Annotated in this window: 27 protein-coding genes; 13 read left to right on the top strand and 14 right to left on the bottom strand. The window is 75.6% G+C overall.

What is annotated here, in order from left to right; genetic code table 11:
• The first annotated feature begins 11 nt into the window (after positions 1-11).
• Positions 12-1,172 (top strand): FAD-dependent oxidoreductase, encoded by a 1,161-nt coding sequence (locus LG943_RS03230; protein ID WP_270070646.1) that lies wholly within the window; start codon positions 12-14, stop codon positions 1,170-1,172.
• Between the two features lie 24 nt (positions 1,173-1,196).
• Here the strand turns inward: LG943_RS03230 and LG943_RS03235 are convergent, their stop codons facing one another.
• A complete protein-coding gene (locus tag LG943_RS03235) occupies positions 1,197-1,934 on the bottom strand; it encodes a VOC family protein (RefSeq protein WP_270070647.1) in 738 nt (245 codons plus the stop codon).
• A 245-nt stretch (positions 1,935-2,179) separates the two neighbouring features.
• Here LG943_RS03235 and LG943_RS03240 point away from each other — a divergent pair, with 245 nt between their 5' ends.
• From LG943_RS03240 to LG943_RS03250, 3 genes are read left to right on the top strand one after another with little or no spacing between them, the layout of a single operon-like run.
• The gene (locus tag LG943_RS03240; RefSeq protein ID WP_270070648.1) at positions 2,180-3,271 is read left to right on the top strand and encodes an LLM class flavin-dependent oxidoreductase; all 1,092 of its coding nucleotides are present in this window, start codon (positions 2,180-2,182) and stop codon (positions 3,269-3,271) included.
• Positions 3,268-3,939: an FMN reductase gene (locus tag LG943_RS03245; RefSeq protein ID WP_270070649.1), complete on the top strand. Its 672-nt coding sequence runs from the start codon at positions 3,268-3,270 to the stop codon at positions 3,937-3,939. The genes LG943_RS03240 and LG943_RS03245 overlap by 4 nt, the downstream gene beginning before the upstream one ends.
• Entirely contained in the window at positions 3,939-4,259 is a 321-nt protein-coding gene (locus LG943_RS03250; protein ID WP_270070650.1) for a GNAT family N-acetyltransferase, read from the top strand. The genes LG943_RS03245 and LG943_RS03250 overlap by 1 nt, the downstream gene beginning before the upstream one ends.
• A gap of 77 nt (positions 4,260-4,336) precedes the next feature.
• On the opposite strand, the gene LG943_RS03255 is transcribed toward LG943_RS03250, so the two are convergent.
• From LG943_RS03255 to LG943_RS03275, 5 genes are all read right to left on the bottom strand, one after another.
• Complete coding sequence (locus LG943_RS03255) at positions 4,337-4,609, bottom strand: antibiotic biosynthesis monooxygenase family protein (RefSeq protein ID WP_270070651.1); 273 nt, start codon at positions 4,607-4,609, stop codon at positions 4,337-4,339.
• A gap of 93 nt (positions 4,610-4,702) precedes the next feature.
• Positions 4,703-5,290, bottom strand: a complete 588-nt coding sequence (locus LG943_RS03260; protein WP_270070652.1) for a dihydrofolate reductase family protein — start codon at positions 5,288-5,290, stop codon at positions 4,703-4,705.
• A gap of 121 nt (positions 5,291-5,411) precedes the next feature.
• Positions 5,412-6,152, bottom strand: coding sequence for a dienelactone hydrolase family protein (locus LG943_RS03265; RefSeq protein ID WP_270070653.1), 741 nt, complete (start codon positions 6,150-6,152; stop codon positions 5,412-5,414).
• 279 nt (positions 6,153-6,431) lie between these two features.
• A complete protein-coding gene (locus LG943_RS03270) occupies positions 6,432-7,307 on the bottom strand; it encodes a sigma-70 family RNA polymerase sigma factor (protein ID WP_270070654.1) in 876 nt (291 codons plus the stop codon).
• A complete protein-coding gene (locus LG943_RS03275; RefSeq protein WP_270070655.1) occupies positions 7,304-7,687 on the bottom strand; it encodes a VOC family protein in 384 nt (127 codons plus the stop codon). Before LG943_RS03275 ends, LG943_RS03270 begins: the two co-directional genes overlap by 4 nt.
• 698 nt (positions 7,688-8,385) lie before the next feature.
• Between LG943_RS03275 and LG943_RS03280 the strand changes: the two genes are divergently transcribed.
• Complete coding sequence (locus LG943_RS03280) at positions 8,386-10,458, top strand: HelD family protein (RefSeq protein ID WP_270070802.1); 2,073 nt, start codon at positions 8,386-8,388, stop codon at positions 10,456-10,458.
• A gap of 141 nt (positions 10,459-10,599) precedes the next feature.
• Here LG943_RS03280 and LG943_RS03285 read toward each other — a convergent pair whose 3' ends face one another.
• Positions 10,600-11,343: a class I SAM-dependent DNA methyltransferase gene (locus LG943_RS03285; RefSeq protein WP_270070656.1), complete on the bottom strand. Its 744-nt coding sequence runs from the start codon at positions 11,341-11,343 to the stop codon at positions 10,600-10,602.
• A 126-nt stretch (positions 11,344-11,469) separates the two neighbouring features.
• Between LG943_RS03285 and LG943_RS03290 the strand changes: the two genes are divergently transcribed.
• Complete coding sequence (locus LG943_RS03290) at positions 11,470-12,042, top strand: TetR/AcrR family transcriptional regulator (RefSeq protein WP_270070803.1); 573 nt, start codon at positions 11,470-11,472, stop codon at positions 12,040-12,042.
• A 213-nt stretch (positions 12,043-12,255) separates the two neighbouring features.
• Positions 12,256-13,155: an AraC family transcriptional regulator gene (locus LG943_RS03295; protein WP_270070657.1), complete on the top strand. Its 900-nt coding sequence runs from the start codon at positions 12,256-12,258 to the stop codon at positions 13,153-13,155.
• 68 nt (positions 13,156-13,223) lie between these two features.
• On the opposite strand, the gene LG943_RS03300 is transcribed toward LG943_RS03295, so the two are convergent.
• Positions 13,224-13,601 (bottom strand): ArsR/SmtB family transcription factor, encoded by a 378-nt coding sequence (locus LG943_RS03300; RefSeq protein WP_270070658.1) that lies wholly within the window; start codon positions 13,599-13,601, stop codon positions 13,224-13,226.
• A 78-nt stretch (positions 13,602-13,679) separates the two neighbouring features.
• On the opposite strand from LG943_RS03300, the gene LG943_RS03305 reads away from it, so the two are divergent.
• On the top strand, positions 13,680-14,741 hold the full coding sequence (locus LG943_RS03305; RefSeq protein WP_270070659.1) for a cation diffusion facilitator family transporter: 1,062 nt from the start codon (positions 13,680-13,682) through the stop codon (positions 14,739-14,741).
• Positions 14,742-14,771: 30 nt separating this feature from the next.
• Here the strand turns inward: LG943_RS03305 and LG943_RS03310 are convergent, their stop codons facing one another.
• A complete protein-coding gene (locus LG943_RS03310) occupies positions 14,772-15,359 on the bottom strand; it encodes a TetR family transcriptional regulator (protein ID WP_270070660.1) in 588 nt (195 codons plus the stop codon).
• Positions 15,360-15,432: 73 nt separating this feature from the next.
• Here LG943_RS03310 and LG943_RS03315 point away from each other — a divergent pair, with 73 nt between their 5' ends.
• Positions 15,433-16,356, top strand: coding sequence for an SDR family NAD(P)-dependent oxidoreductase (locus LG943_RS03315; protein WP_270070661.1), 924 nt, complete (start codon positions 15,433-15,435; stop codon positions 16,354-16,356).
• Between the two features lie 43 nt (positions 16,357-16,399).
• Here the strand turns inward: LG943_RS03315 and LG943_RS03320 are convergent, their stop codons facing one another.
• Positions 16,400-17,368, bottom strand: a complete 969-nt coding sequence (locus LG943_RS03320) for an NAD(P)-dependent alcohol dehydrogenase (protein ID WP_270070804.1) — start codon at positions 17,366-17,368, stop codon at positions 16,400-16,402.
• Between the two features lie 121 nt (positions 17,369-17,489).
• Here LG943_RS03320 and LG943_RS03325 point away from each other — a divergent pair, with 121 nt between their 5' ends.
• Positions 17,490-18,203 (top strand): TetR/AcrR family transcriptional regulator, encoded by a 714-nt coding sequence (locus tag LG943_RS03325; RefSeq protein ID WP_333486319.1) that lies wholly within the window; start codon positions 17,490-17,492, stop codon positions 18,201-18,203.
• Positions 18,204-18,215: 12 nt separating this feature from the next.
• Here the strand turns inward: LG943_RS03325 and LG943_RS03330 are convergent, their stop codons facing one another.
• Together LG943_RS03330 and LG943_RS03335 are read right to left on the bottom strand one after the other, a co-directional pair.
• Positions 18,216-19,031, bottom strand: coding sequence for a GNAT family N-acetyltransferase (locus LG943_RS03330; RefSeq protein ID WP_270070662.1), 816 nt, complete (start codon positions 19,029-19,031; stop codon positions 18,216-18,218).
• 109 nt (positions 19,032-19,140) lie between these two features.
• Positions 19,141-19,755 (bottom strand): TetR/AcrR family transcriptional regulator, encoded by a 615-nt coding sequence (locus LG943_RS03335; RefSeq protein ID WP_270070663.1) that lies wholly within the window; start codon positions 19,753-19,755, stop codon positions 19,141-19,143.
• A 187-nt stretch (positions 19,756-19,942) separates the two neighbouring features.
• On the opposite strand from LG943_RS03335, the gene LG943_RS03340 reads away from it, so the two are divergent.
• Positions 19,943-20,467, top strand: coding sequence for an NAD(P)H-dependent oxidoreductase (locus LG943_RS03340; protein WP_270070664.1), 525 nt, complete (start codon positions 19,943-19,945; stop codon positions 20,465-20,467).
• A gap of 44 nt (positions 20,468-20,511) precedes the next feature.
• On the opposite strand, the gene LG943_RS03345 is transcribed toward LG943_RS03340, so the two are convergent.
• Positions 20,512-21,927, bottom strand: coding sequence for a GPP34 family phosphoprotein (locus tag LG943_RS03345; protein ID WP_270070665.1), 1,416 nt, complete (start codon positions 21,925-21,927; stop codon positions 20,512-20,514).
• A 175-nt stretch (positions 21,928-22,102) separates the two neighbouring features.
• Between LG943_RS03345 and LG943_RS03350 the strand changes: the two genes are divergently transcribed.
• Both LG943_RS03350 and LG943_RS03355 read left to right on the top strand, forming a co-directional pair.
• Entirely contained in the window at positions 22,103-23,170 is a 1,068-nt protein-coding gene (locus tag LG943_RS03350) for an NAD(P)/FAD-dependent oxidoreductase (protein WP_270070666.1), read from the top strand.
• A gap of 44 nt (positions 23,171-23,214) precedes the next feature.
• The gene (locus tag LG943_RS03355; protein WP_270070667.1) at positions 23,215-23,856 is read left to right on the top strand and encodes an SAM-dependent methyltransferase; all 642 of its coding nucleotides are present in this window, start codon (positions 23,215-23,217) and stop codon (positions 23,854-23,856) included.
• Between the two features lie 52 nt (positions 23,857-23,908).
• On the opposite strand, the gene LG943_RS03360 is transcribed toward LG943_RS03355, so the two are convergent.
• Positions 23,909-24,505: a dihydrofolate reductase family protein gene (locus LG943_RS03360; RefSeq protein WP_270070668.1), complete on the bottom strand. Its 597-nt coding sequence runs from the start codon at positions 24,503-24,505 to the stop codon at positions 23,909-23,911.
• Positions 24,506-24,569: the final 64 nt, after the last annotated feature.

Here is a 24,569-nt window from a genome sequence, read left to right on the forward strand (position 1 = left end):
AGTGTATCGCCATGAGACAACGTATCGCCGTGGTCGGCGCCGGCCCCGCCGGTCTGACCTGCGCCCGCGTTCTGCACCGCCACGGCCGTGCCGTCACCGTGCTGGAGCGCGACGCCGGCCCCCACGCCCGCCCGCCCGGCGGCACGCTGGACCTGCACGAAGAGCTGGGCCAGGCCGCTCTGGAGCGGGCGGGACTGCTGGACCGGTTTCGGGCGCTGTCCCGGCCCGAGGGGCAGGCCATGCGCATCCTGGACGTGGACGGCACCGTCCTGCGCGACTGGCAGCCCCGCCCGGAGGAGCGGGCCAACCCCGAGATCGACCGGGGACAGCTCCGCGACCTGCTCATCGGCCCCCTCCCGGTGCGGTGGGGCCACGGCGTGGCGGAGGTGGGCCCGCCAACGCGCGGCGGTGTGCCGGTCCACTTCACTGACGGCCGCCAGGAGACCTTCGACCTGGTGATCGGCGCGGACGGCGCCTGGTCCCGCGTCCGCCCGGCCCTCTCCCCGGCCACTCCCCGCTACACCGGCGTCACCCTGGTCGAGACCTCCCTGGACGACGTCGACACCCGCCACCCCGACCTCGCCCGGCTGGTCGGTGACGGCTCCCTGGCCGTGTACGGGGTGAACCGCGCCCTGGTCGCCCAGCGCAACAGCGGCGGCCACGTCAAGGTCTACGCCCAGTTCCGCGCGCCGCTGGACTGGCACACCGACCCCGCCCGCCACCTGGGCCTGAGCCCGCGCGCGGGAGTGGACCCGGCCGACGCCGCGGCGGTGCGCGCCACGCTGCTGGACCTGTTCGCGGGCTGGGCCGATCCACTCCTCGACCTGCTGCGCCGGGGCACCGCCTTCGCCCACCGCCCGATCCACGTCCTGCCCCCGGGCCACACCTGGCCCCATGTCGCCGGGGTGACGCTCCTGGGCGACGCCGCCCACCTGATGCCCCCGCTGGGGGCCGGCGCCAACCTCGCGATGGCCGAGGGCGCCGAACTCGCCGAGGCCCTCGCCGCCGCAGACGGCTTCGACGACCTGGACGCGGCCGTGCGCGCCTTCGAAAAGCGCACGTGGGCGCGGGCCGGCCGGTGGGCCGCGATCACCACGGCCGGCCTGGAGCGCCTGGTGAGCGCCGACCCCGCCCAGGCGATCGCCCTGTTCGACGAGGTCCAGCCGTCCTGACCCCTGCGCCGGGCGGGCCGCCGGTCAGGCGGGGGTCAGGACGCAGAACTCGTTGCCCTCGGGGTCGGTGAGCACCGTCCAGGGCACGCCCGACTGCCCGATGTCGGCGTCCCGCGCGCCCAGTTCCCGCAGCCGCTCGACCTCCGCCGCCTGGTCGTCGCCCGGGTAGGGGCGCAGGTCGAGGTGGACGCGGTTCAGCCCGGTCTTGGCGTCGGGGGTGCGCACGAACTCCACATAGGGGCCGACGCCCTCAGCGGAGCGCAGCCCGGCCCCGTCCTCGCCGACCTCGTGCACGGTCCAGTCGGTGGCCGCGCTCCAGAACCGCGCCATCGCCACGGGGTCGGCGCAGTCCACCACCACCGCCCCGATCGGGCCGGTGTCGCGGTAGAGGGGGCGCGGCTCAAGGACGCAGAACTCGTTGCCCTCGGGGTCGGCGAGCACCGTCCAGGGCACCTCGCCCTGGCCGATGTCGACCGGCCTGGCGCCCAGCTCCCGCAGCCGCCGCACCGTCTGCTCCTGGTGGTCGGCCGAGTGCGTGGCCAGGTCCAGGTGGACGCGGTTCTTGCCGGTCTTGGGTTCAGCGACGGTCACGAGGTCGATGACGAGCGCGCTGGCGTGCGGGTAGGCGAAGCCCGCCGGTTCGATGTTGGTCTCCTCAGCAGTGTCGGCGGTGACCTCCCAGCCGACCGCCTGCGCCCAGAAGCGGCTCAGCCGCGACGGGTCGGCGGCCTTGATGTTGACCTGGACGAATCTCAGTGCCATGGGCGGCCTTTCAGCAGGTGGCGGGCTGCGGCCATGCCAGGGTGGTGGGTGGGGCCGCCGCGGCGCAACCGGTTTCCCGCCGCGCGCCGTCGGGCCGCGCCGAGCGCCCCGACGGCGCGCGGTGCTCCTTTGCCCGGTCCATGCCCGGCGCCCCGCTTGGCCGGGCGCCGGGGCGGGTAGCGGCAGCGGCGGGCGCCGCGCGGGTCTGCCGTCGGCGCGCGGTCGAGCCGGGCGAGGAGGAGCCAATGCAGTTCGGGGTCTTCAGCGTCGGCGACGTCACACCCGACCCCCTCACGCACCGCGCCCCCACCGAGCACGAGCGGATCCAGGCCATGGTGCGCATCGCGCTCAAGGCCGAGGAGGTCGGCCTCGACGTCTTCGCCACCGGCGAGCACCACAACCCTCCGTTCGTGCCCTCCTCGCCCACCACCCTGCTCGGCTACATCGCCGCGCGCACCCGGCGGCTGGTGCTGTCCACCGCCACCACGCTGGTCACCACCAACGACCCGGTGAAGATCGCCGAGGACTACGCGATGCTCCAGCACCTGGCCGAGGGGCGCATGGACCTGATGCTGGGGCGCGGCAACACCGGCCCGGTCTACCCGTGGTTCGGCAAGGACATCCGCCAGGGCATCGACCTCGCCCTGGAGAACTACGCGCTGCTGCACCGGCTGTGGCGCGAGGACGTCGTCGACTGGGAGGGCCGCTTCCGCACGCCCCTCCAGTCCTTCACCGCCACGCCGCGCCCCCTCGACGGGATCCCGCCGTTCGTGTGGCACGGGTCGATCCGCAGCCGCGAGATCGCCGAGCAGGCCGCCTACTACGGCGACGGGTTCTTCGCCAACAACATCTTCTGGCCCAAGGAGCACTTCCAGCGGCTCATCCGCATCTACCGTCTGCGCTTCGCCCACTACGGCCACGGCGACCCCGACCAGGCCGTGGTCGGGCTGGGCGGGCAGGTCTTCATGCGGCCCAACTCCCAGGACGCGGTGCGGGAGTTCCGGCCCTACTTCGACAACGCCCCCGTCTACGGCCACGGCCCCTCCCTGGAGGAGTTCATGGCCGAGACGCCGCTGACGGTGGGCAGCCCCCAGCAGGTCATCGACCGCACCCTGGCGTTTCGCGAGTACTTCGGCGACTACCAGCGGCAGTTGTTCCTGATGGACCACGCCGGCCTGCCGCTGGCGAGTGTCCTGGAGCAGTTGGACATCCTCGGCGAGGAGGTCGTCCCGGTGCTGCGTGCGGAGTTCGCCGCCGGGCGCCCTGACCGGGTGCCCGACGCCCCCACCCACGCGAGTCTGCTCGCCCGAGCCGCCGAGGAGCCCGACCCGACATGAGCACCCCAGCGCAGTCCCAGCGGCTCAGCCTGGTGGCCGTCTCGGCGGGGCTGGGCCGGCCCTCGGCAACGCGGCTGCTGGTGGACCGGCTGACCGCCGCCACCGCCGAGCGGCTCGCCGAGCACGGCGCGGCCCCCGCCACGCGCGTCGTGGAACTCCGCGAGCACGCCTCCGACATCGCCAACGCCATGGTGACGGGCTTTCCCGGCAGCGGGCTGCGCGCGGCGGTGGAGGCCGTGGCCGGCGCCGACGGCGTCATCGCGGCCACCCCCGTCTTCACCGCCTCCTACAGCGGGCTGTTCAAGTCCTTCATCGACGTGCTGGAGGACACCGCCCTGGCGGGCACGCCCGTGCTGCTGGCCGCCACGGGCGGCACCATGCGCCACTCCCTCATGCTGGAGCACACGATGCGCCCGCTGTTCGCCTACCTGCGCGCGCTGACCGTCCCCACCGGCGTGTTCGCCGCCTCCGACGACTGGGGCGCCGGCGGCGACTCCTACACCGCCGACCTGTCCCGGCGCATCGACCGGGCCGCCGGCGAACTGGCGGCCTTCATGGCCGGGCGTCCCCGGCCGGGCGGCGCGCACGGCACGGCCGAGGAGGACGAGGACGCGGTGGTGCCGTTCGAGCAGCGCCTGGCCCAGATCCGCGAACCTGGAGGTGGCTGATGTCCACCGCACCGACCCCGGGCGTCACCGTCCGCGACAACCCGGCCGCCGGGCGCTTCGAGATCCTGGAGGCCGGCCGCCTCAGCGGCTACACCCGCTACGACGCGGGGGAGTGGTCGGTCGTCTTCACGGCGACCTCCCTGGACCCGGGCGCGTCGGGGCTGTGCGACCGCCTCCTGGCCGAGGCGCTGGAGGCGGTGGGCGGGCTGGGCAAGGCCGTGCTGCCCGAGTGCTGCTGCGTGGCGCGGTTCATCGCCGAGCACCCCGAGTACCGCGACCTGGTGCCCGAGCCGCGCCGGGCGCACTACGGCCTGGAATGAGGCCGGGGCGCGGCCCCGCCGGTGGGCGCTCCGCCGGCGGTGAGGGGGTGTGGCCGCGCGCGTGCCGCCGGTCGCGCTCAGGTGTCGAGTTCGACCGCGGCGGTGGCGTGCACGGGCGGCGACTGGAGCGCCAGTGCCCGCGCGATGGCCGGGACCTCCGGGTCGGCGAGGAACCCCGCGTAGTCCTCGGCGTCCCAGTCGAAGACCGACCACGCGCGGTGCGGGTCGTCGGGGTCGAAGTAGACCCGGGCGCCCCGGCAGCCGTGCTCGGCCCGTTTGCGCGCGCCGACGGTCGCGAAGACCTCCAGGAACCGCTCGGGGTCACTGACTTTGGCGATGGTGACGATCACAGCCTGCTCCCCAGGACCGAAGAGGAATTGCCGCCTCGGTCCGCACGATAGGACCCCGACCGGGGGTGAGGTCAACGCCCGGGGGCGCTCGCCTCAGCGGCGGGCGAGCCAGGTCACGGCGGCGCCGTTGGCGAAGGCCGCGCGCTCGGTCACCGTGAACGCCGTCGGGTCGAACCCGCCGTCGAAGGCGGGCACGCCCGCGCCGGCGACCACGGGGTAGGTCTTGAGGATCAGCGCGTCGATCTCGGGCAGCAGGGCGCCGGCGAGGCGGCCGCCGCCGCACAGCCAGATGTCGGCGCCCGGTTCGGCCTTGAGGCTGCGGACCAGGGCCAGGGGGTCGGCGGTCACGGTCACCGCCGGGTCGGTGTCCGGTGCCAGGGTCGAGGAGACGACGTACTGGCGCAGGTGGGCATAGGGGCTGGTGACGCCGGTGGACTCCTGGTTGAGGCGGTAGGTGCCGGCGCCCATGACGACCGTGTCGAAGCGCCGGTTGGGTTCCTCGGCCACTCCGGCGGCCGTGCGGAAGGCGGTGGGGACGGTCTCGGGGTAGCGCGCGTTGATCGCGCCGGCGTAGGCGGCGGCCTGCTCGGGGTCGCCCACGGGGAAGAAGTCGAACTCGCCGCGCGGGCCGGCGATGCGGCCGTCGAGGGTGAGGGCGACGTAGTAGACGAGTGCGCGCATACGGGGCTCCATGTGTAGTACTACGTTTGAAGTGTTATGAACGTAGTACTACACATGGAGCGGTGTCAATCGGGAGGTGCGGGGCTCCTGCCGGGCCGCCGCCGGTGCGGCGGACCGGACCTCACCTCAGGTGCCGGGCGAAGAACCGCGCCCCCTCGTGCATCTCCGACTGCGGGACCCCGGTGTGCCCGCCCAGGTTGGCGTGCAGGGACTTCTCCGCGGAGCCGAAGGCGTCGAACAGCTCCAGGGCCGCCTGGCGGTCGTTGCCCTCGTCGTCCCACTGCACCAGGACCCGCAGCGGGATGGAGACCTGCCGGGCCTCCGCGAACGTGGCGGCGGGCACGAAGCTCCCGGCGAAGAGGCAGGCGGCGGCGATGCGGGGCTCGACCAGCGCCAGCCGCACGCCGACGGCGATGACTCCCCCCTCATAGGCCACCGGGCCGCCGATCTCGGGCAGCTCCAGCAGGGCGTCAATAGCGGCCCGCCACTCGGGGACCGCCGCGTCGACCATGGGGAGGACGAGCCGGTCCACGACCTCGGTGACCGGTTCGCCGGCCGCCCTCGCCCGCAGGAGGTCGGCGCGGGCCCGCTCGACGCCGGGCATCGGGGGCCGGTCGCCGGCCCCGGGCATCTCGACGGTGGCCGCCGCGAAGCCGTGCTCCGCCGCGTAGTGCCGCGCCCGCCCCGCCACGCGGGGGCGCATCCGGTGCAGCCCGCCGGGGTGGCCGACCAGCACCAGCGGCGCGGGCGCGGCAGGGGAAGGGGAGGCGCCGGGCGTCCACAGGATGCCGGGGATGCCGTCGAGGGTGAAGTCGCGTTCGAGGACGCCGTCGTCCAGGCGTCGTTTCGAGGTGAAGCGCACGGTCGTGCCTTTCGGGAGTGCTTCGGAACGGCGCTCCCGGACGGCCTACCGCCCGACCGTGACCCCGAAGGGGAGCACCCATGTCGTCGCTGCGTTCACGGGTACCACCTCCTCGTTCACCGGCACGGCCTCGGGCACGCTAGCAGCGGGCGCGCCGGCCCGCCAACGGGTTTTCGCGGCGGCCCGGCGCCCCCGGGCACCGGGCCGCCGCCTCCCCCTCCCCCGCGTTTGCGCGGACCGCCGCCCGGTCTCGTCCGGCCGTGCCCTGAGGGCTCCGGCTCAGGCCGGGGCGGTCAGCGGGATCGCGGCGAGCTTGGCCGGGTCGACGACGATGCGGATGCCGGTGATCCGCCCTTCGGCGACCGTGAAGGCGATGACGGAGAGCGGGGTCCCGTCGGAGCGCCAGGACATGTGGCCGGGGACGCCGTTGACCAGTACGGGGCGCTGGCGGGCGACCTCGCCGGAGAACATGCGGGCGCCGGCGGCGACCTTGGTGGCGCCGAGGGTGACGACCACGCCGTCAGGGGTGTCGACGGTCAGCTTCACGTTGGGGTCCAGGACGCGCAGGAGCGCCTCGAAGTCGCCGCCGAGGGCGGCGACCCGGAAGGCGTGGACGACCTCCCGGTGCTCGGGGCCGGGGCCCGCCGGCCGGTCCGTGGCTCGGACCTTCCGGCGGGCGCGACTGGCGGTCATCTTGGCGGCGTCGGCCGACTTGCCCAGGATCTGGCCGATCTCGCCGAACGGCACGCCGAACATGTCGTGCAGGACGAACGCGAGGCGCTCGCCCGGGGTGAGCGAGTCAAGCACCACGAGCAGGGCCAGGCCGACCGAGTCGGCCAGCACCGCCTGCTCGTCGGGCGCGGGGCCGTCGGCGGGCGTCACCGCGAGGTCCGCGGACTCCTGCCCGTAGGCGGTCTCGGGGTGGGCCTGGCGCGATCGCAGGAGGTCCAGGCTGACGCGGCCGACCACGGTGGTCAGCCACCCCGCCAGGTTCCCGATGGCCGCCTCGTCCTGGCGGACGAGGCGCATCCAGGCTTCCTGGACCACGTCCTCGGCGTCGGCGTACGAGCCCAGCACACGGTAGGCGACGGCGCGCAACCGATCGCGCTGGGCCTCGAACGCCTCGGTCACGAAGCCGGAGGGGTGGGCGGTCACGGCTTGCGCGGCTGACGGAGCGAGACCCGGTTGCCGTCGGGGTCCACCGCCTCGATGCGGGTCCCGAACGGATAGTCCACGGGTTCGGGCTGCTCGAAGGTGACGCCGTAGCGGCGCATGACCTCGACATCCCTCCGAAGGTCGTCGGATCGCAGGATCAGCGGACCGGGCGCGCCCGGGTCGCCCGGCTGCCCGGCGGCCGCCGCGTGCGACCACAGGATGATCTGCACCGGGCTGTCGGGAACGCCGACGGTGAGGAAGCGTCCGTCGGGGCCGGGGAAGTCGATCTGCTTTTCCAGACCGAGCCCCTCGGTGTAGAACTCCAGCGCGCGGTCCTGGTCGGTGACGTAGACCGTCACGTACATGATGTCGGTGAGCATACGGTTCTCGATTCACTCGTCGGTGTGACGACCGTTCGTTTTCGGCCGTCGCTCCTCTGACGAGTGCCGCCGGAAGAAGGTAACAGGGGCCGGCCCACCTGCGGGATCGCCCGGTGTGCGCACCGGTGGGGTGGGGAGGGCGAGCGTCTCGGCCGGCCGGGGGACGCACCGGATCCGGGCGGTGGGACACGGCGGCCCGGACGGAGGGGCATGGCTGGGCACCGCTGTCCTTCGGGGGGACACACCGAATCGGCGCAGCCCGAGTACCCCGGCAAGCTCGCTCCTCCCTTTATCTGGGCGCGGAATGCAGCGTTGGGTCCAGGGGTGGGCTCGCCTACAAGGCAGGTAGGGCGCCGGGGGCACGGTTATCGGTATAAGGAACGACGGAATGCGTGATACGCGCGGTCGGCCGTCGTGAATTCGCCTCTGCGCCTCGGCCCCTTATGGACCGCGGCGGGAAAGAGGGCGATGAACCGCACACCTGAACGCCTGTTGCGGATTCACCGCGGACGGGCACTCGTTGGCCCGGCATGTGTGGCGATGCTCTCACCTGCGCGCACCTGACCGCCCTTCGCTGGCCGTCCGGTGCGCGCACTCGGCGGCGGAGGCGAACTCCGCCGATTAAGTCAAGACTTATCTTTCCGGGATCGCCGATTGTAGGGTGCGGCTCGAATCGAAGGAGCCCACTCTTGTCGAATGTGAATGATCCCGCCGTGCGCGAGGTTGCGTCGGAGCGGGATTATGTGTCCTCCCTGTACGCGTTGCTCACCGAGCGGATTTCCGAGGCGCGGGCGCGCCGCGCGCAGGTGCTGACGACCCCGGCGGAGAACGCCGCCGAGGCATACGAGAGGGAAACCGCCGCCGGGCGCCTGGCCACGGAGATCAGCCGACTGGAGGGCGCCGAGAAGGGCCTGGTCTTCGGCCGCGTCGACTGGGCGGACGGCACGGCCCTGCGCATCGGGCGGATCGGGCTGCGCCGGGACGAGGACGAACTGCCGCTGCTCGTGGACTGGCGCGCGAACGCGGCGCGGCCCTTCTACGAGGCCACACCGGTGCACCCCATGGGCCTGCGGCGGCGCCGGCACCTGCGCCTGGAGGAGCGCACGGTGGTGTCGGTGAGCGACGAACTGCTGGACGGGAGTGCCCCGACCGACGAGGACGTCGTGGGCGACGGCCCGCTGACCGAGGCGTTGGCGGCCCGGCGCACGGGCCGGATGCAGGCGGCCGTCGCGACGTTGCAGGCCGAGCAGGACGCGATCGTCCGCTCCGCCCACCGGGGGGTGACCGTGGTACAGGGCGGCCCCGGCACCGGCAAGACGGTGGTCGCCCTGCACCGGGCGGCCTACGTCCTCTACGCGTTCCCGCGCGCCGCCGAGGAGGGTGTCCTGGTGGTGGGGCCCAACGACCGGTTCATCGACTACATCTCCCAGGTCCTGCCCTCGCTGGGGGAGAACGACGTCGTTCTGGCGACCTGCGGGGAACTGGCCGGAGTGGCGGCGGACGCGGCGGCCCCGCTCGACACGGCGCGCCTCAAGGGCGGCGCCGACCTCGCCGGCGCCCTGGCCGGCCTGCTGCGGACATACCAGGCCCCCGCCGGCGGCTTCACCCTGCGGGTGGGGCGGCAACCGGTCCACCTGTCCGGCGCGGAGGTCGCCGCGGCGCGCGACGCCGCCGTGTCGGCCGTACCGGGGCACAACCCCGCGCGCCGGGTGTTCACGGAGCTGCTGGTCGACGCCGTGACCGACGCGCTGCGGCGCGACATGGGCGACCTCCTGGAGCGGATCGACGCCGAGGCCGCCGAGATGACGGGCATGGACCTCGACCGGTTCACCGGCGCCGACCAGCCCCGCGCCGAAGGCGAGGCCGACGCGGGTCCGGCCCACGAACTTGACGTGGAGGCCGTCCGGGCCGACCTCCTCGGCGACGCCGGCGTGGACCGCGCGGTCGAGGCGCTGTGGCCGCGCCTGGAACCCGGCGACCTCGTGAACGCGCTGCTGGCCGACCCCGCCGCCCTCGCCGAGCACCTGCCCCGCCTGACCGCGCGGGAGCGGTCCCTGCTGCTGCGCCGTCCGGACGACCCCTGGACCGACGCCGACGCGGCGCTGCTGGACGAGGCCGCGAGCCTGGTCGACGGCCCGCCCGAGCGCACCTACGGGCACGTCGTCGTGGACGAGGCGCAGGAGCTGACCGCCATGCAGTGGCGGATGATCGTGCGCCGCTGCCCGGCGCGGGCGATGACCTTGGTGGGCGACTTCGCCCAGGCGGGCCCGGTCGCCACCGCGCGCGACTGGAAGGAGGCGCTGAGCCCCCACGTCGGGCCGTGGTTCAGACTGCACGACCTCACTGTCAGCTACCGCACCACGCGGGAGATCCTGGAGAGCGTCGGCGACCTGCTCACGCGGATCGCCCCGGACCAGCGGCCCACCCGGTCGCTGCGCGGCGGGGAGCGCCCCCGCACCGTGGCCGCTCCTTTGGACGGGGTGGCCGCGGCCGTCCTGCGGGAACTCCGCGCGCAGAGCGGCGCGCACCCGGGCGAACTGCTGGGGGTGGTCTGCGCGGACGCCCGGGTGAGCGAACTGGCGGCCCGGGGCGTCGCCGAGCACGCCCGCGTCGTGCCGGCCTCCGAGGCGCGCGGCCTGGAGTTCGACGGAGTCGTCGTCGTGGACCCCGAGGGGATCGCCGCGGCCCGCCCCGGCGGGGAGAGGGACCTGTACGTGGCCCTGACCCGGGCCACCAAGCGCCTCTGCACGGTCATCGTCCAGCCCGCCTGAGGACGGGGCGCGCTCGCCGCGACGCGGCGGGCGCACCCGGCCACCGCGCGGACCTCCTCCGCGCACCGCCCGCCGAGGAGCCAGCCACCTCAACCCAGGTAGGGGTCAGGAAGGCGGGTCGGCCGGGCGGCTGCTCCGCGGCTACGCCTCGGGCTTGCGCCACACCGAGACGTGGGAGGTGCTGTCGGCGGTGAAGGGCGCGCCCGACCAGTCGGCCCAGCGCGCGTGCGGGCGCAGCCCGGCGATGCGCGCCATGAGGTCGAGTTCGGCCGGCCAGACGTAGCGGAAGGGCACCGAGCGGTAGGTGCCGCGTCCCCCGTCGACCTCCAGGTAGTTGCTGCTCATCTGTTGGGTGGCCACGTCGTAGACGTCCACCGCCCACCTGCCGGGGTCGGTGCGGAAGGGCACGGCGTTCTGGCCGGGTGGCAGCCGGCGCAGGTCGGGCACGCCCACCTCGACTAGGAAGCAGCCGCCGGGCGCCAGGTGCGCGGCGGCGTTGACGAAGCAGTCGACCTGGGCGTCCTGGGAGGTCAGGTTCATGATGGTGTTGAAGACGAGGTAGACCAGGCCGTAGTCGCGGCCGGGCGCGCGGGCGGTGGCGAAGTCGCCGAGGGTCACGCCGATCTCCTCGGCGCCGGGCTTGGCGCGCAGCCGCGCCACCATCGCCTCCGACAGGTCGATGCCGTCCACGCCCACCCCGCGCGCGGCCAGCGGCAGGGCCAGGCGCCCGGTGCCGATGCCCAGTTCCAGGGCCCGCCGGCCGCCGGCCAGCCGCACCAGTGCGTCCACGGCGGGCTCCACCGCCTCGGGGGCGAACATGTCGGCCGAGGAGGCGTCGTAGTCGGCGGCGACGTCCTCGCCGAAGTGGTCCGCGTGCTCGTACATGGGCGCGAGGCTACGCCGCGCGGCCGGGCGGCGCCTCCGGTTTTTCCGCCCGCCGGACCGCCGCCCCGGCGTCGTCAACTGTAGTACTCTGCGCGCAGTGGTCAACGAGCCGAAGGCGGAGCGATGGTGCGCAGGAACGACGAGCGAAGAGCGGCCCTGGTCGACGCGGCGATCGAGGTTTTGGCCAAGGAGGGGGCGCGCGGACTGACGTTCCGCGCGGTGGACGCCGAGGCCGCGGTGCCGGTGGGCACGGCCTCCAACTACTTCGCCAACCGCGACGACCTGCTCACCCAGGCCGGGGCGCGGGTCTATGAGCGGTTGCAGCCCGACGACGCCACCATCGCCCGCCAGCGCTCCGCCGCGCCCGACCGCGAGACCTACGCGGCGCTGATGCGCGAACTGGTGGCGCGCATCAGCGCCTTCCGCACCGGCTACCTGGCGCTGCTGGAACTGCGGCTGGAGGCCACCCGCCGGCCCGACCTGCGCGCGGTGCTGACCGAGCGGGTGCGCGCCGACGTTGAGGCCAACGTCGCCTACCACCAGGCGTCCGGCCTGCCCGGCGACGCCACCGCCGTCAAACTGCTCTACCTGGCGTTCAACTGGCTGATCGTGGAGCAGTTGACACTGCCCGAGGTGTTCACCGAGGCCGAGCGCGAGCGCCTGGTCGAGGCGGCGGTGGACCGCATCGTGGCGCCCTGACCAGAGCCGGGCCGCCGGGAAGGGCCACGGCCCGTCCGAGGACCGCGCCGCGCGGCCGCCCGCCCCGTGAGCGGCCAGGCGGGCACCGGGGCGTGACCCCCGCCCGCCGGCTCCGTTCCCCGTCGGCTCCGGCTTGATCGAAGGTGCGCGGCAACGGTCGGGAACCGCTCGCGCCCCGCTCGTTAGCGTCGGTGGCGAACGAAGGGGGAAGCGATGCTGGACCGGTTGAACCAGGCCCTGGAGCACATCGAGGAGGACCCGGCACGTCCGGTGGACGTGGCGGCGATGGCGCGCACCGCGCTGACCTCCGAGCACCACCTGCGCCGGATGTTCGCCGCGCTGGCGGGGATGGGGCTGGCCGAGTACGCGCGGCGGCGCCGGCTCACCCTGGCCGGCGCCGAGGTGATGGCGGGCGACCGGCCCCTGCTCGACATCGCCGTCGCCTACGGATACTCCTCGGCCGAGGCGTTCACCCGGGCGTTCCACTCCGTCCACGGCATCACCCCCGGCCAGGCCCGGCGCACCGGGGCCGCACTGGTCTCCCAGTCGCGCCTGGCCTTCCGCCTCACCGTCGAAGGGAGCACCCAGATGCGCTACCGCATCCTCGACAAGGACGCCTTCGCCCTGGTCGGACCGCGAACGCGGATCCCCACCGTCGCCGAGGGCCCCAACCCCGACATGATCGCCTTCACCGAAGCGGTCGACGACGCCACCTGGCAGCGGCTGGAGGAACTCAGCGACCAGGAGCCGCGCGGCGCGCTGTCGGTGAGCGTCGCCCTGGAGGAGGGCGGGGACTTCGGCGAGGAGATCGACTACTACGTCGCCGCCGCCACCACCGCCCCCACGCCTGAGGGGATGGAGCGCCTGGAGGTCCCCGCGACCACGTGGGCGGTGTTCCCCTTCGAGCGAGTGGGGTTCCCCCACGGGCTCCAGGCGCTGTGGCGGGCGGTCTACACCGAGTGGTTCCCGGCCCACCCCGGCTACCGCACCGCGCCCGGCCCCGCGCTGGTGGCCGTGGCGGACGAGCAGGAGCCCGACCTCGGCTCCGGGCACCTGTGGCTGCCCGTGGAGAAGCAGGGTCCCGGCACCGTACCGGGCGGCGGCCGCCGCTGACCGAGCCCCCGGCGGCCGGGGCTCCCGCCCCGCCGCGCCCCCGCCCCGCGCCGGGGCGGGGGCGCGGGTCAGCCGGCGCCGCCGGCCTGAGGCGGCGGGGCGGGGCGGTGGTGGGGGATGTCGTGGACCGCGTGGTAGGCGTAGCCGAGCGCCTCCTCAACCAGGGCGGTGAGGTGGCCGCTGGTGATGCGGTACAGCATCCGGCGCCCCTCGCGGCGGGAGGTGACCAGCCCCGCCAGGCGCAGCCGGCCCAGGTGCTGGGACACCGAGGAGCGCGACGCCTCCACCTGGGCGGTCAGGGTGGAGACGTCCTGCTCGACGGTGAGCAGCCGCAGCAGGTGCAGCCGGGTGGGGTCGGCCAGCAGGCCCAGGACCTCGGCGGCGGCGCCGTACTGCTCGTCGCTGCCCTCGGGGGGCCGACCCGGTTTGTTGTCATGCGCGTGCACGTTTGCATAATGTCGGATGCGCCGCGCCCGCCGCAACACCGGGGGCGCCCTCCGACGTTTCCGTGAAAGGCGTCCGCCATGGCCGAGCAGCACTCCCACCACCGCCGCGACCACGGCGGCCACCACGGACACGGGCATGGACACGGCCATGGGCACGGGCGCGGCGGCGCGCTCCTGGCGCGGCTGCTGCACGCCTTCACCCCGCACAGCCACGACACCGCCGACCGCTTCGACTCCGCGCTGGAGTCCAGCCGCCTGGCGGTGCGCACGCTGGTGTGGTCCCTGGTCGCGTTGATGGCCACGGCCGCCGCCCAGGCCGCCGTCGTCGCCGCCACCGGCTCGGTGGCCCTGCTGGGCGACACCGTCCACAACCTCGCCGACGCCCTGACCGCCGTCCCGGTGGGCATCGCCCTGGTCCTGGGTCGGCGGGCGGCCAGCCGCCGCTTCACCTACGGCCTGGGCCGCGCCGAGGACCTGGCCGGGGTCGCGGTGGTGGCGGTCATCGCCGCCTCGGCCGTCCTGGCCGGCTATGAGGCGCTGCACCGGCTGGCCGACCCCCGGCCGGTGGAGCACCTGTGGGCGGTGGCCGCCGCCGGGGTGGTCGGATTCATCGGCAACGAACTGGTGGCGCGCTGGCGCATCGGGGTGGGGCGGCGCATCGGCTCGGCCGCGCTGGTGGCCGACGGCGCCCACGCCCGCGCCGACGGGTTCACCAGCCTGGCCGTGGTGGGCGGCGCGGCGGGGGTGGCGCTGGGCTTCCCGGCGGCCGACCCGCTGGTGGGCCTGGCCATGGCGGTGGCCATCGCGTTCGTCGCCTACGGCGCGGCCAAGCGGGTGGGCGCGCGGCTGCTGGACGCCGTCGACCCCGCCGGGGTGGAGCTGTGCGAGCGCACGGCGGCCGCCGTGCCGGGCGTGGCGGGGGTGTCGGAGGTGCGCATGCGCTGGATCGGCCACAGCCTGCGCGCCGAGCTGTCGGTGGCCGTGGCGGCGGGGCTGAGCGTGGCCCGGGGCCACGGCATCGCCCACCAGGTGGAGCGCGCCCTCATGGCGGCGGTGCCCCGGCTGGGCGCGGTGACCGTGCACGTGGAGCCCCACACCGGCGCCGAGGACGCCCACCGGGGCCTGGCCCACCACGGCTGAGCGGGCGCGGACCGGCCGGCCCGCGCCGTCTCAGTCGGGGCGGGCCGCGATCGCGGCGGTGCGCACGGCCTCGCGCGCAGCCCCCACGACGTCGGCGCCGCCGGACTCCACCTCGTCTATGGCCGCCGCCACCGCCGCCCCCACCACGGCCCCGATGACGGCGCGGGCCCGCCGGGCCGGCAGTTCGGGTGCGGCCTCGTGCAGCACCTCGCCCCACTGGCGCTGCACCTCGAAGACCCGGCCCACCGCCGCCGAGCGCAGCGCGGGCGAGGCCACCACGACCGCGCCCCGGCCGGCCAGCAGCCCGCCGGTCGCGGCGAGCGGACCGGTGGCCGCGACCTCCTCGAACGCCCGCAGGATCAGGTCGGGCACGGGTTCGCCGGGGCGCCTGCCGCGCAGGGCCTCGCTGAAAGCGGCCACGCGTTCGGGCAGGTCCACGAAGACGACGTCCTCCTTGGTGGGGAAGTAGGTGAAGAACGTCGCCGGGGAGACCATCGCCGCCTCCGCGATCTGGGTGACCGAGGTGGCCTCATAGCCCCGCTCCAGGAAGAGGCCGAAGGCCGCGCGCAGGATGTTCTCCCGCGTGGCCTGCTTCTTGCGCTCGCGTAGTCCCGCCATGGCACAACTGTAGACCGACCCGGAAACTGGAGCTAATCTGATTTTAGAGACGCTATAAAAATTGGGAGGGCGTGTGCTCATCGACTCCGCCACGGTCGCCGTGGTGACCGGAGGCTCCCAGGGCATCGGCCTGGGCATCGCCCGCGCGCTTGCCCGGCGCGGCGCCGCGCTGGCCCTGCTCGACATCGACCCCGCCGCCATGGAGGCGGCCGCAGCGGAGCTGTCGCCCATGACACGCGTGGCCACCCGCCGCGTCGACGTCCGAGACCGCGCCGCCATGGCCGCCGCGGCGGACGGCATCGGCGCCGACCTGGGCGCGGTCAACCTCGTCGTGGCCAACGCCGGCGTCGGCCTGGGGGTCTTCCAGCCCCTGGACCGGGAGCTGCGCTACTCCACTTGGGACTACGTGGTCGGCGTCAACCTCGAGGGCGTCAACAACACCGTCCAGACCTTCCTGCCCGCCATGCTGGAGCGCGGGGCGCCCGGCCACGTGGTCACCACCGCCTCCGCCGCCGGGCTGGCGGTGTTCCCCGAGCGCAGCTCCGGCTACACCTACCACGCCTCCAAGTTCGCGGTCGTGGGCCTGACCGAGGCGCTGCGGCGCGGGCTGGCCGACCTCGGCTCGCCGGTCAGCGCCTCGGTGCTGATCCCGGGCCTGGTCGCCACCCAGGTGGCCGCCAACAGCGTCCGCCACGCACCGGCGGCCAGCGTCGACCCCGGCGACCGCGAGCGCATCGGCGAGATGGTGGCCGCCGGCACGGCCGCGGCCGCCGCCCTGGGCCGCGACCCCGACGCCGTCGGCGAACAGACCCTCGCCGCGATCGAGGCCGACGCCCTCTACATCCCCACCGACCGGCTCGCCGAGTCGGCCGTGCGCGACCGCGCCGCCGCCGTCATCGCGGCCATGCCACCCGCCAGCGCCTACGACGGCGGCCTGGCCGCCGCCATGGAGTCCCGCCGGAGCGGCGGCGGGGGCGGCCGTCCCGCCCGGCCGTAGGGGCGCGGGTCCAGGGGGCCGGCGCGGGGACGGGCGGGTGCCCTCACGCCATCAGGACCACCAGTTTGCCGCGCACGCCCCCGGCCTCCAGCGCCGCGTGCGCCTTGGCGATGTCGGCCAGGGGGTACACCGTGTCGACCACCGGCCGCAGTGCGCCGTCCTGGACCAGCCGCGTCAGCTCGGCCAGCAGTTCGCCGCCGGGGTCGCCGCGGAAGAACCGCACGCGACGGCGGCCGAACACCGTCGAGGCGGCGATGTAGCCCAGGGAGGCGAGGAGGTGGTCGGGGTCGACGCTGACCGTCACCATCCGCCCCCGCCGGATCAGCAGCCTGCGCCAGGCCGCCAGGCCGGTGCCCACGGTGTCGAGGACGACGTCGAACCGGCCCAGGTCGCCGGGGGCCACGGCCCGGCGGTCCAGCGCCTCGTCGGCGCCCAGCTCCCGCACGAAGTCCAGGTTGTGGGCGCCGGCCAGGGCGGTCACGTGCGCGCCGTAGGCGCGGCCGAGCTGGACGGCGGCGCTGCCCACGCCCCCGGCGGCACCGCGCACCAGCAGGCGCTCCCCGGCGGCCAGGCCGGCCTTGTCCCGCAGGGCGGTGATCACGGTGGTGCCCACGGCGGGCAGCGCCGCGGCCTCCACCACGTCGAGGCCGGCGGGCGCGGGGGCGATCCGGTCGGCGGGGACGGCGACGTACTCGGCGGCGCAGCCGCGCGCCAGCAGCGACGCCGGGAGCACCCCCCACACGCGGTCGCCGACCCGCCATCCGCCGCCGGCCCCGCCGCCCAGGTCGGCGACCTCGCCGGCGAAGTCGATGCCCACCCGCCGGGGCCACCCGCCCCCGGCCCGCTCGGTCACCACCCGCAGGCGCCCGGCCCGGCCGGTCAGCTCGCCGCCGTTCACGCTGGCGGCGCCCACCTTCACCAGCACCTCGCCGGGGCCGGGGGCGGGAGTGGGCACCCGGCCCACGTACAGCACCTCCGGCGGGCCGTAGCGGTCGTAAAGGGCCGCACGCATCTCGCTCACGCTGCCACGTTCCATCCTGTGCCTCGGGTGCGGGGCCCCGACCGGCCGCCGCACGTCAACCTGGCCCCACGGTAGGTTCCACGGGGAGGGCTCCTTGGGAAAAGAGGCCGATGTGAGAGACACCCGCGCCCGATCCTCTCGGTTGCCGCACCGGGCGGCCGGTGCCGCACCCGCGCCCGCCCCGGCGCTGCGCGCAGACGCCGCGCACAACCGCCTGCGCGTCCTGCGGGCCGCCCGCGAGGTGTTCGCCGAGCGCGGCCTGGACGCGCCCGTGGCCGCCGTCGCGCGGCGCGCGGGGGTGGGGGTGGCCACCCTCTATCGGCGGTTCCCCACCCGCGACGCGCTGCTGGCCGAGGTCTTCGCCGACGAGATGGCCGCCTGCACCGGCGCGGTCGAGGACGCGCTGGCCGACCCCGACCCCTGGCGCGGATTCTCCGCCTTTCTCGAACTGGTCTGCGCGGCGCAGGCCACCGACCGCGGGTTCACCGCCGCCCTGCTGACGACCGCGACGGCCGGCGGGAGCGCGTTCGAGGACTCCCGCGCGCGCATGGAGGAGAAGGTCGCCGCGGTGGTGCGGCGCGCCAAGGCCGCCGGGGCGCTGCGCCCCGACTTCAGCCGGGCCGACCTCTCGCTGGCGCTGATGGCCAACCGCGGGATCACCGCCGAGTCTCCCGAGGCCGCGGCCGCCGCCTCCCGCCGCCTGGTGGCCCTGCTGCTGCGGTCCTTCCGGGCGGGTGCGCCCGAGCCCGACCCGCTGCCGCCCGTGGCAGCAGTCGGCCTCTACCCCGCACGCGCGACGCCGGGCGCGCCGCCGCCGCGCCGCTGAGGCGGCGGTCCCTCACACCTTGAGGCCGTAGAAGCGCACCGGCGAGTTCGGGGTGAACCCGATGCGGGGGTAGACGGGCGCCCCGGCCGCGGTGGCGTGCAGGGTGGCGCGCGCCAGGCCGGTGGCGCGGGCGCCCTCGTAGAGCGCCTTGCGGGTCACGGCCTCACCGTAGCCGCGGCGCTGCCACTGGGGGTCGGTGGCCACGAGCGCGACGAACAGCCGGCCCTCGGCCTCCACCGCCGCCGCGCACGTCACCGGGACACCTGCGCGCAGCCCCAGGTAGGCGTAAGCGCGGGTGGTCCACAGCGTGGAGCCCAGCAGTCCGTCACGGCCCTCGGCCTGGTCGAACCCGTAGGCGCGGGAGTTGAGGTCGGCGTAGGCCCGCAGGTGGTCCTCGGTCGCCACGCGCGCGAAGACGAGGTCGGGGTGTGCGGGCTCGGGCAGGGGCGGGAGGTCGGCGGCCATGCCGGTCCCGGAGAAGGCGAGGGCCAGGCCCGCGTCCTCGGCGGCGGCGGGCGCGGCCGCGCGCGCCTGGGCGTCGAGGAGGTCCTCGAACAGCCACAGGAAGCCGGGGCGGTTCTTGGCGCGCATGAGGGCGGCCGCCTGGTCCAGGCGGGTTCGCAGCAGGTCGACCCCGGCGCCGACGTCGGTGAGGGTGAGGCAGTTCCAGAACACGAACCGGGAGTCGGCCCACCGCGCGGCGATGCCGGAAAGGTCGCGCACGTCGGCGCCGGGGTCGCGGTCCAGCAGCACGGCCCGCCACACCGCCGCCAACTGCTCCATCGATTCGATCGCGTCCGATTCGATCGCGTCGCTGCGGTCGGTCATCAGCACCCCCTCAAGCGGTGGAACCCCGGCCCCTCCATCAAAGGGGATGGCGGGGGCCCGGCGCGGGCTTTTGGCCCGAGCGCGCTTGGCGCGGGGCCGGGCGGGGCGGTCAGCCCGCCAGGAGGCGCCCGATGAGGAACCGCCAGCCCTCGACCAGGAGGTGGGGCGCCTCCGGCGCGGGGGGTTCGGGGACCTCCTCGACCGACAGGTACAGCAGCAGCGGACCCTCCAGCGCGGCGGTCAACTGCACGGCCAGGCCGTCCAGATGGGCGGGGGGCAGGCCGGCCTGGCCCAGGAGCATGCGGATGTGGGGCTGGGTCATGCTGGCCGCGCCCGCCGGCACCGGCAGGGTGCGGTCCACGGCGGCCCGGGCGATGGCGTGGTGCTCCAGGAGGAAGGGGATGCGGGCGCAGCCGTAGGCATCCAGGCGCTGGGCGGGGTCGGCGCCGGGGCCCAGCGGCGGCGGTCCGGACAGCACGCGCTCCTGGAAGCGGCGCTCGTCGTCGTCCAGGAGGGCCTGGAAGATGCCGGCGCGGCTGCCGAAGCGGCGGAAGACGGTGCCCTTGCCCAGCCCCGCGCGCTCGGCCAGGGCGTCCATGGTCACGTGGCGCGTGCCCTGCTCGGCGATCATCGCGCGGGCCGCCTCCAGCAGGCGCTCGCGGTTGCGCGCGGCGTCGGCGCGTTCGCCGCGCGGCTTGCCGAAGGGCTCCAGGGGCACAGTCACCCGGTCAATCTATCCCGGGGAACAAAAGCGGGGTGAAGTCCGCTTATGCTGGGGGTGCGGCGACCGCCGCGACCGCGTCACCCGCCACCCGTGGGGAAAGAAGACCCGTGAACCTGTTCCGACTGGACGCCAGCATCCTGCCCGCCACCTCCGGCAGCGCCGAGATCGCCGACCTGGCCGAGGCCGAGTGGGCCGCCGCCACCTGGGCACCGACCCGCTGCCCGCCGACGCCTGGGCCGCGGCCACCACCGGCGCCGCCACCGCCGAGGAGGACCGCAGCCCGGCCCAGCGCCGGGCGCTGGCCCTGGCGGCCGACCTGGCCGCCGAACTCCAGCGGGCCGATGCCGCGATCCTGGCCGTGCCGCTGTACAACTACGGCGTCTCCCAGCACTTCAAGACCTGGGTGGACCTGGTGATCGCGGGCGCCGGCCCCGCCACCCCGCTGCTGAAGGGGACCCCCACCGTGCTGGCCACCACCCTGGGCGGCGGCTACGGCCCCGGCGCCCCCCGCGAGGGCTGGGACCACTCCACCCCCTACCTGCGCCGCGTCCTGGCCGACATCTGGCAGGCCGAGCTGACCGTCATCAAGCGCGAACTGACCCTGGCCGCGACCACCCCGGGCATGGAGGACCTCAAGGACCTCGCCGAGCAGGAGCACGCCCGCGCCCTGGCCGGCGCCCGCGAGGTCGGCCGGTCGCTCGCCGCCCGCTGAGGCGCCCCGCCCAGGGGCGGCACGGTGCGGCGGCCGGGGCGGGGCTACTCGCCTCCGCCGCCTCCGCCGTCGCCCCCTCCTCCGCCGTCGCCGCCGTCATCGCCGCCCACCACCTCGCCGCCTTCGCGGCGGGGGGAGGGGATGTGCAGGGCCAGCACCCTGCCGGTGTCGCGGATGTCGGCGGGCAGCCCCGCCACCGCGCCGCCGCCCCGGGCGTGGGTGATCCGCTGGCGCGTGGTCCGCCCCAGCTCCTCGGCCAGGCCGGCGCCTTCCAGGAAGTCCAGCAGGAGCAGGGAGCGCTCGTCCATGGGGATCCGCTCCTCGGCGACGCCCCGGAGCCGGCCGGCCAGCCAGGCGCGCACGGCGACGTCGGGGTAGTGGCGCTCCTCCTGCCCAGGTCGGGTGCCGGTGCTGCGGAACAGCAGGTGGCGCGCCACCAGCGTTCGCCGGTGCAGGAAGAGGGCGTCGTGGCGGCGCCGCCGCAGCCACGCGTTCAGCGGCACCGGCTTCGGGCGGGGGCGACGCGGGGAGGCCGCCATGTGCGCCAGGTCGGCCAGGACGGCGTCGGCCCAGGGCAGGCCGGTGGGGGTGGGGTCCAGCAGGTGGATCAGGCCCACCCGGAAGTGGACCGGCACGCCCAGTACGCGCCGGCGCAGGGGGCCGACCCGCAGTCGGCGGCGCAGCGCCAGCTCGCCCAGTTCCGCGACCGCGCCCACGACCGCGGCCTGGTCGTAGTCGTGGACGTCGCCGTAGCGGTGGTGGGCCAGCAGGAGCGCCTCCTCGGGCAGGGAGAGGCCGGGCGGGGGAGGGGTCATCGCCACCGCGCCCGCCGCGCGTGCGCCCGCCGGCGCCGCCCCACCCTCACCCGGCGCGGCCTCCGCCTCGCCCGCCGGCGGGTCCTCGTCGGCGTCGTGCCAGTGCGCGCGCAGGGGGAACGCGCAGTACCAGCCGAGCCAGCCGCCCACCGCCAGCGCTCCGACGGCGTTCAGGACCTCGCCCCGGACCAGCATGACGATCCCGCCGATGAGCAGGCCCAGCGTCACCGGCACCAGCAGGGCCATGGCCAGCACCACCAGGGTGCGGGTCATGACCCTGCCCGCGCCCGCGGCGGCCTGCCCCGCGGCCGCCATGACCTCCCAGGAGCCCGGCGGCACCCCGGGCGGGGGCGCGGGCGCGGGCACCGGCGATGCGGGGGGCGCCGACGGCCGGGACGCCCCGGGAGCGGCGGGGGCGGCTGAGGCGGAGGGCGTGGCCGGGGGCCGGACGGCCGGGACCTCGGGCGGCGCGATCCTCCCCAGCAGGGCCCGCACGCCCGTCCAGGCGAAGAACCCCGCCGCGACCCACAGCGCCAGGGCGGCGAGCAGGCCGTCGGTGTCGGCGACCAGGTACCAGGCGAACGCGCCCCCTGCCCCCGCCAGCCCGAACAGGACCAGCCCGAGCGTGATCCGGAACCTCCGCATGCGCACCCTCCCCCGAGTGGGACTCGCACGGTTGGACGCGCGGCGGCGGCCCCGCGGTTCGCGGGGCGGCGGCCGGAACCGGCGGGTTTTGCGGAAACGGCAACGGCATTTGTCAGAAGCGCGCGCCGCCGCCGAATATGCGTTCAGCGCACCGGCATGAAGGAGGAGCGACACGATGAACATTAACGCGGAGGCGGGGCCGCGCCCGGCGGGCGACGTCGACGGCGCCGAATACGACGTGGTCGTGGTGGGCGGCGGCGCCGCCGGACTGGCGGGCGCCGTGGCCCTGGCAAGGGCGCGGCGCTCGGTCCTGGTGGTCGACGCCGGGCAGCCGCGCAACGCCCCGGCCGAGGGCATCCACGTCTACCTGGGCAGCGAGGGCCGCCCGCCCGCCCGGTTCCTGGCCAAGGGCCGCGCCGAGGTCGCCGCCTACGGCGGCGAGGTGGTGGCCGGCCGGGTGGAGGAGGTCCGGCGCCGCCCCGAGGGCGGCTTCACCGTGGCCGTGGCGGGCGGTGCGGCGGTGGGCGCGCGGCGGCTGCTGGTGGCCACCGGCCTGGTGGACGAACTGCCGCCCATCGCCGGCCTGGCCGAGCGCTGGGGCCGCGACGTCCTGCACTGCCCCTACTGCCACGGCTACGAGGTGCGCGACCAGGCCATCGGCGTGGTGGCCACCGGCCCGCTCTCGGTGCACCAGGCCCTGCTGTGGCGGCAGTGGAGTGCCGACGTGGTGCTGTTCACCAACGGCGCCCTCCAGGTCGGCGCGGCCGACGCCGAGCGGCTGGCCGCCCGCGGCATCACCGTGGTCGAGGGCGAGATCGCCGCCGTGGAGGTCCACGACGACCACCTGAGCGGGGTGCGCCTGGCCGACGGCCGCGTGGTGGCCCGCCAGGCACTGGCCGTGGGCGCCCAGGGGCGGGCGCGCGCCGACGTCCCGGCCGGCCTGGACCTGCCCGTCACCGAGGTCGCACGCGAGGGCCACGTGATGGGCACCCAGGTCAGCGCCGACCCCATGGGCGCCACCGGGGTGCCCGGGGTGTGGGTGGCCGGCAACGTCGCCAACGTGGTCGAGCAGGTCATCGGCTCGGCGGCGGCGGGCGTGCGCGCCGGCGCGGCCATCAACGCCGACCTGGTCGAGGAGGACACCGAGGCGGCCCTGGCCGCCTACCGCGCCGACCCGCTGTCGGCGCGCGGCGAGGCCGCGGCCGCCGCGCGCGTCGCGGGCGACGCCCGGCACGGCCTGTGACACCCGCCGCCCCCCAGACCCCGCACGACGGAAGGACACCGACCATGCACAAGCACACCGCCGCCGACGAGGACCACGCGGCCACCTGGGACGCCCGCTACCGCGAGAGCGACCGCCTGTGGAGCGGCGAGCCCAACGCCGCCCTGGTGCGCGAGGCCGCCGACCTGCCCCCGGGCACGGCCCTGGACCTGGGCTCGGGCGAGGGCGGCGACGCCATCTGGCTGGCCCGCCGGGGGTGGCGGGTGACCGGGGTGGACATCTCCCGGGTGGCCCTGGAGCGCGCCGCCGCCCACGTGCGCGCGGCCGGGGTGGCCGACCGCGTGGAGTTGCTGCGCCGCGACCTGGGCGCGGAGTTCCCCGAGGGGCGGTTCGACCTGGTCTCGGCGCACTTCCTGCACGCCCACGGGGGCCTGCCCCGCGAGGCCGTCCTGCGCCGCGCCGCCGAGGCGGTGGCGCCGGGCGGGGTGCTGCTGGTGGTGGGCCACTCGCGCAACGCCCACCAGCACCACCTGGCCGAGGCGCACGTGGTGCTGCCCACGGCCGAGGAGGACCTGGCGGTCCTGGAACTGGCCGAGGGGGAGTGGGAGGTGCTGGCGTGCGAGGAGTACGAGCACGCCTACACCGGCGCCGAGGGGGAGTCCACCCGGGTGGACACCGTGGTCAAGGTGCGCCGGCGCGCCGCCTGAGCGCCGCGCCCCGGTGCGGGCGGGCCGGCGCGCCGGCCCGCCCGCGCGCGTGTCAGCCGGCGGCGCGGTCGTAGGTGAGGAAGGCCGCGCCGCTGTCGAGGACGCGGTGGTGGGCCAGGTGCCACATCCGCGGCTCGAAGCCGGCCTTGCGGCCGAACAGGGGCACCCCGGCCCCGATGGTCATGGCCGACAGCTTCACGACCAGCCGGTCGATCTCGCCGTAGAGGGACCCGGCCAGGGCGCCGCCGCCCACCAGCCAGATGTCCTTGCCCTGCTGCGCCTTGAGGTCGCGCACGGCGGCCACCGGGTCGCCGGCCACGACCTCGACCCCGGAGTCGGGGTCGGCGCGCAGGGAGGAGGAGAACACCACGTGGCGCAGGTGGGGGTAGGCGTTGGCGATGCCGGCCGCCAGGCCCACCTCGTAGCTGTTGCGGCCCTCCACCACGGTGTCGAAGTGGGTGCCCGGGTCGGTGACGCCCAGGGCGGCGCGGGCCGGGGCGGGCAGGGTCTCGGGGTACTCGGCCGTGAGGTAGGCGGCGTAGTCCTGGGGGATGGGCCAGAAGCCGTCGGGGCCGGTGGGGTCGGCGCCGTCGGGGCCGGCGATGAACCCGTCGAGGCTGGCGGCGATGAAGTAGACGAGTTTGCGCATAGGATCGACCCCAATTGTTGTACTGCGGTTGAAGTGGTCTCAATGTAGTACTACACCCGGAGTG

Origin of the sequence: Streptomonospora mangrovi, from assembly GCF_027604915.1 — a bacterium.
GTDB classification, from domain to species: domain Bacteria; phylum Actinomycetota; class Actinomycetes; order Streptosporangiales; family Streptosporangiaceae; genus Streptomonospora; species Streptomonospora mangrovi.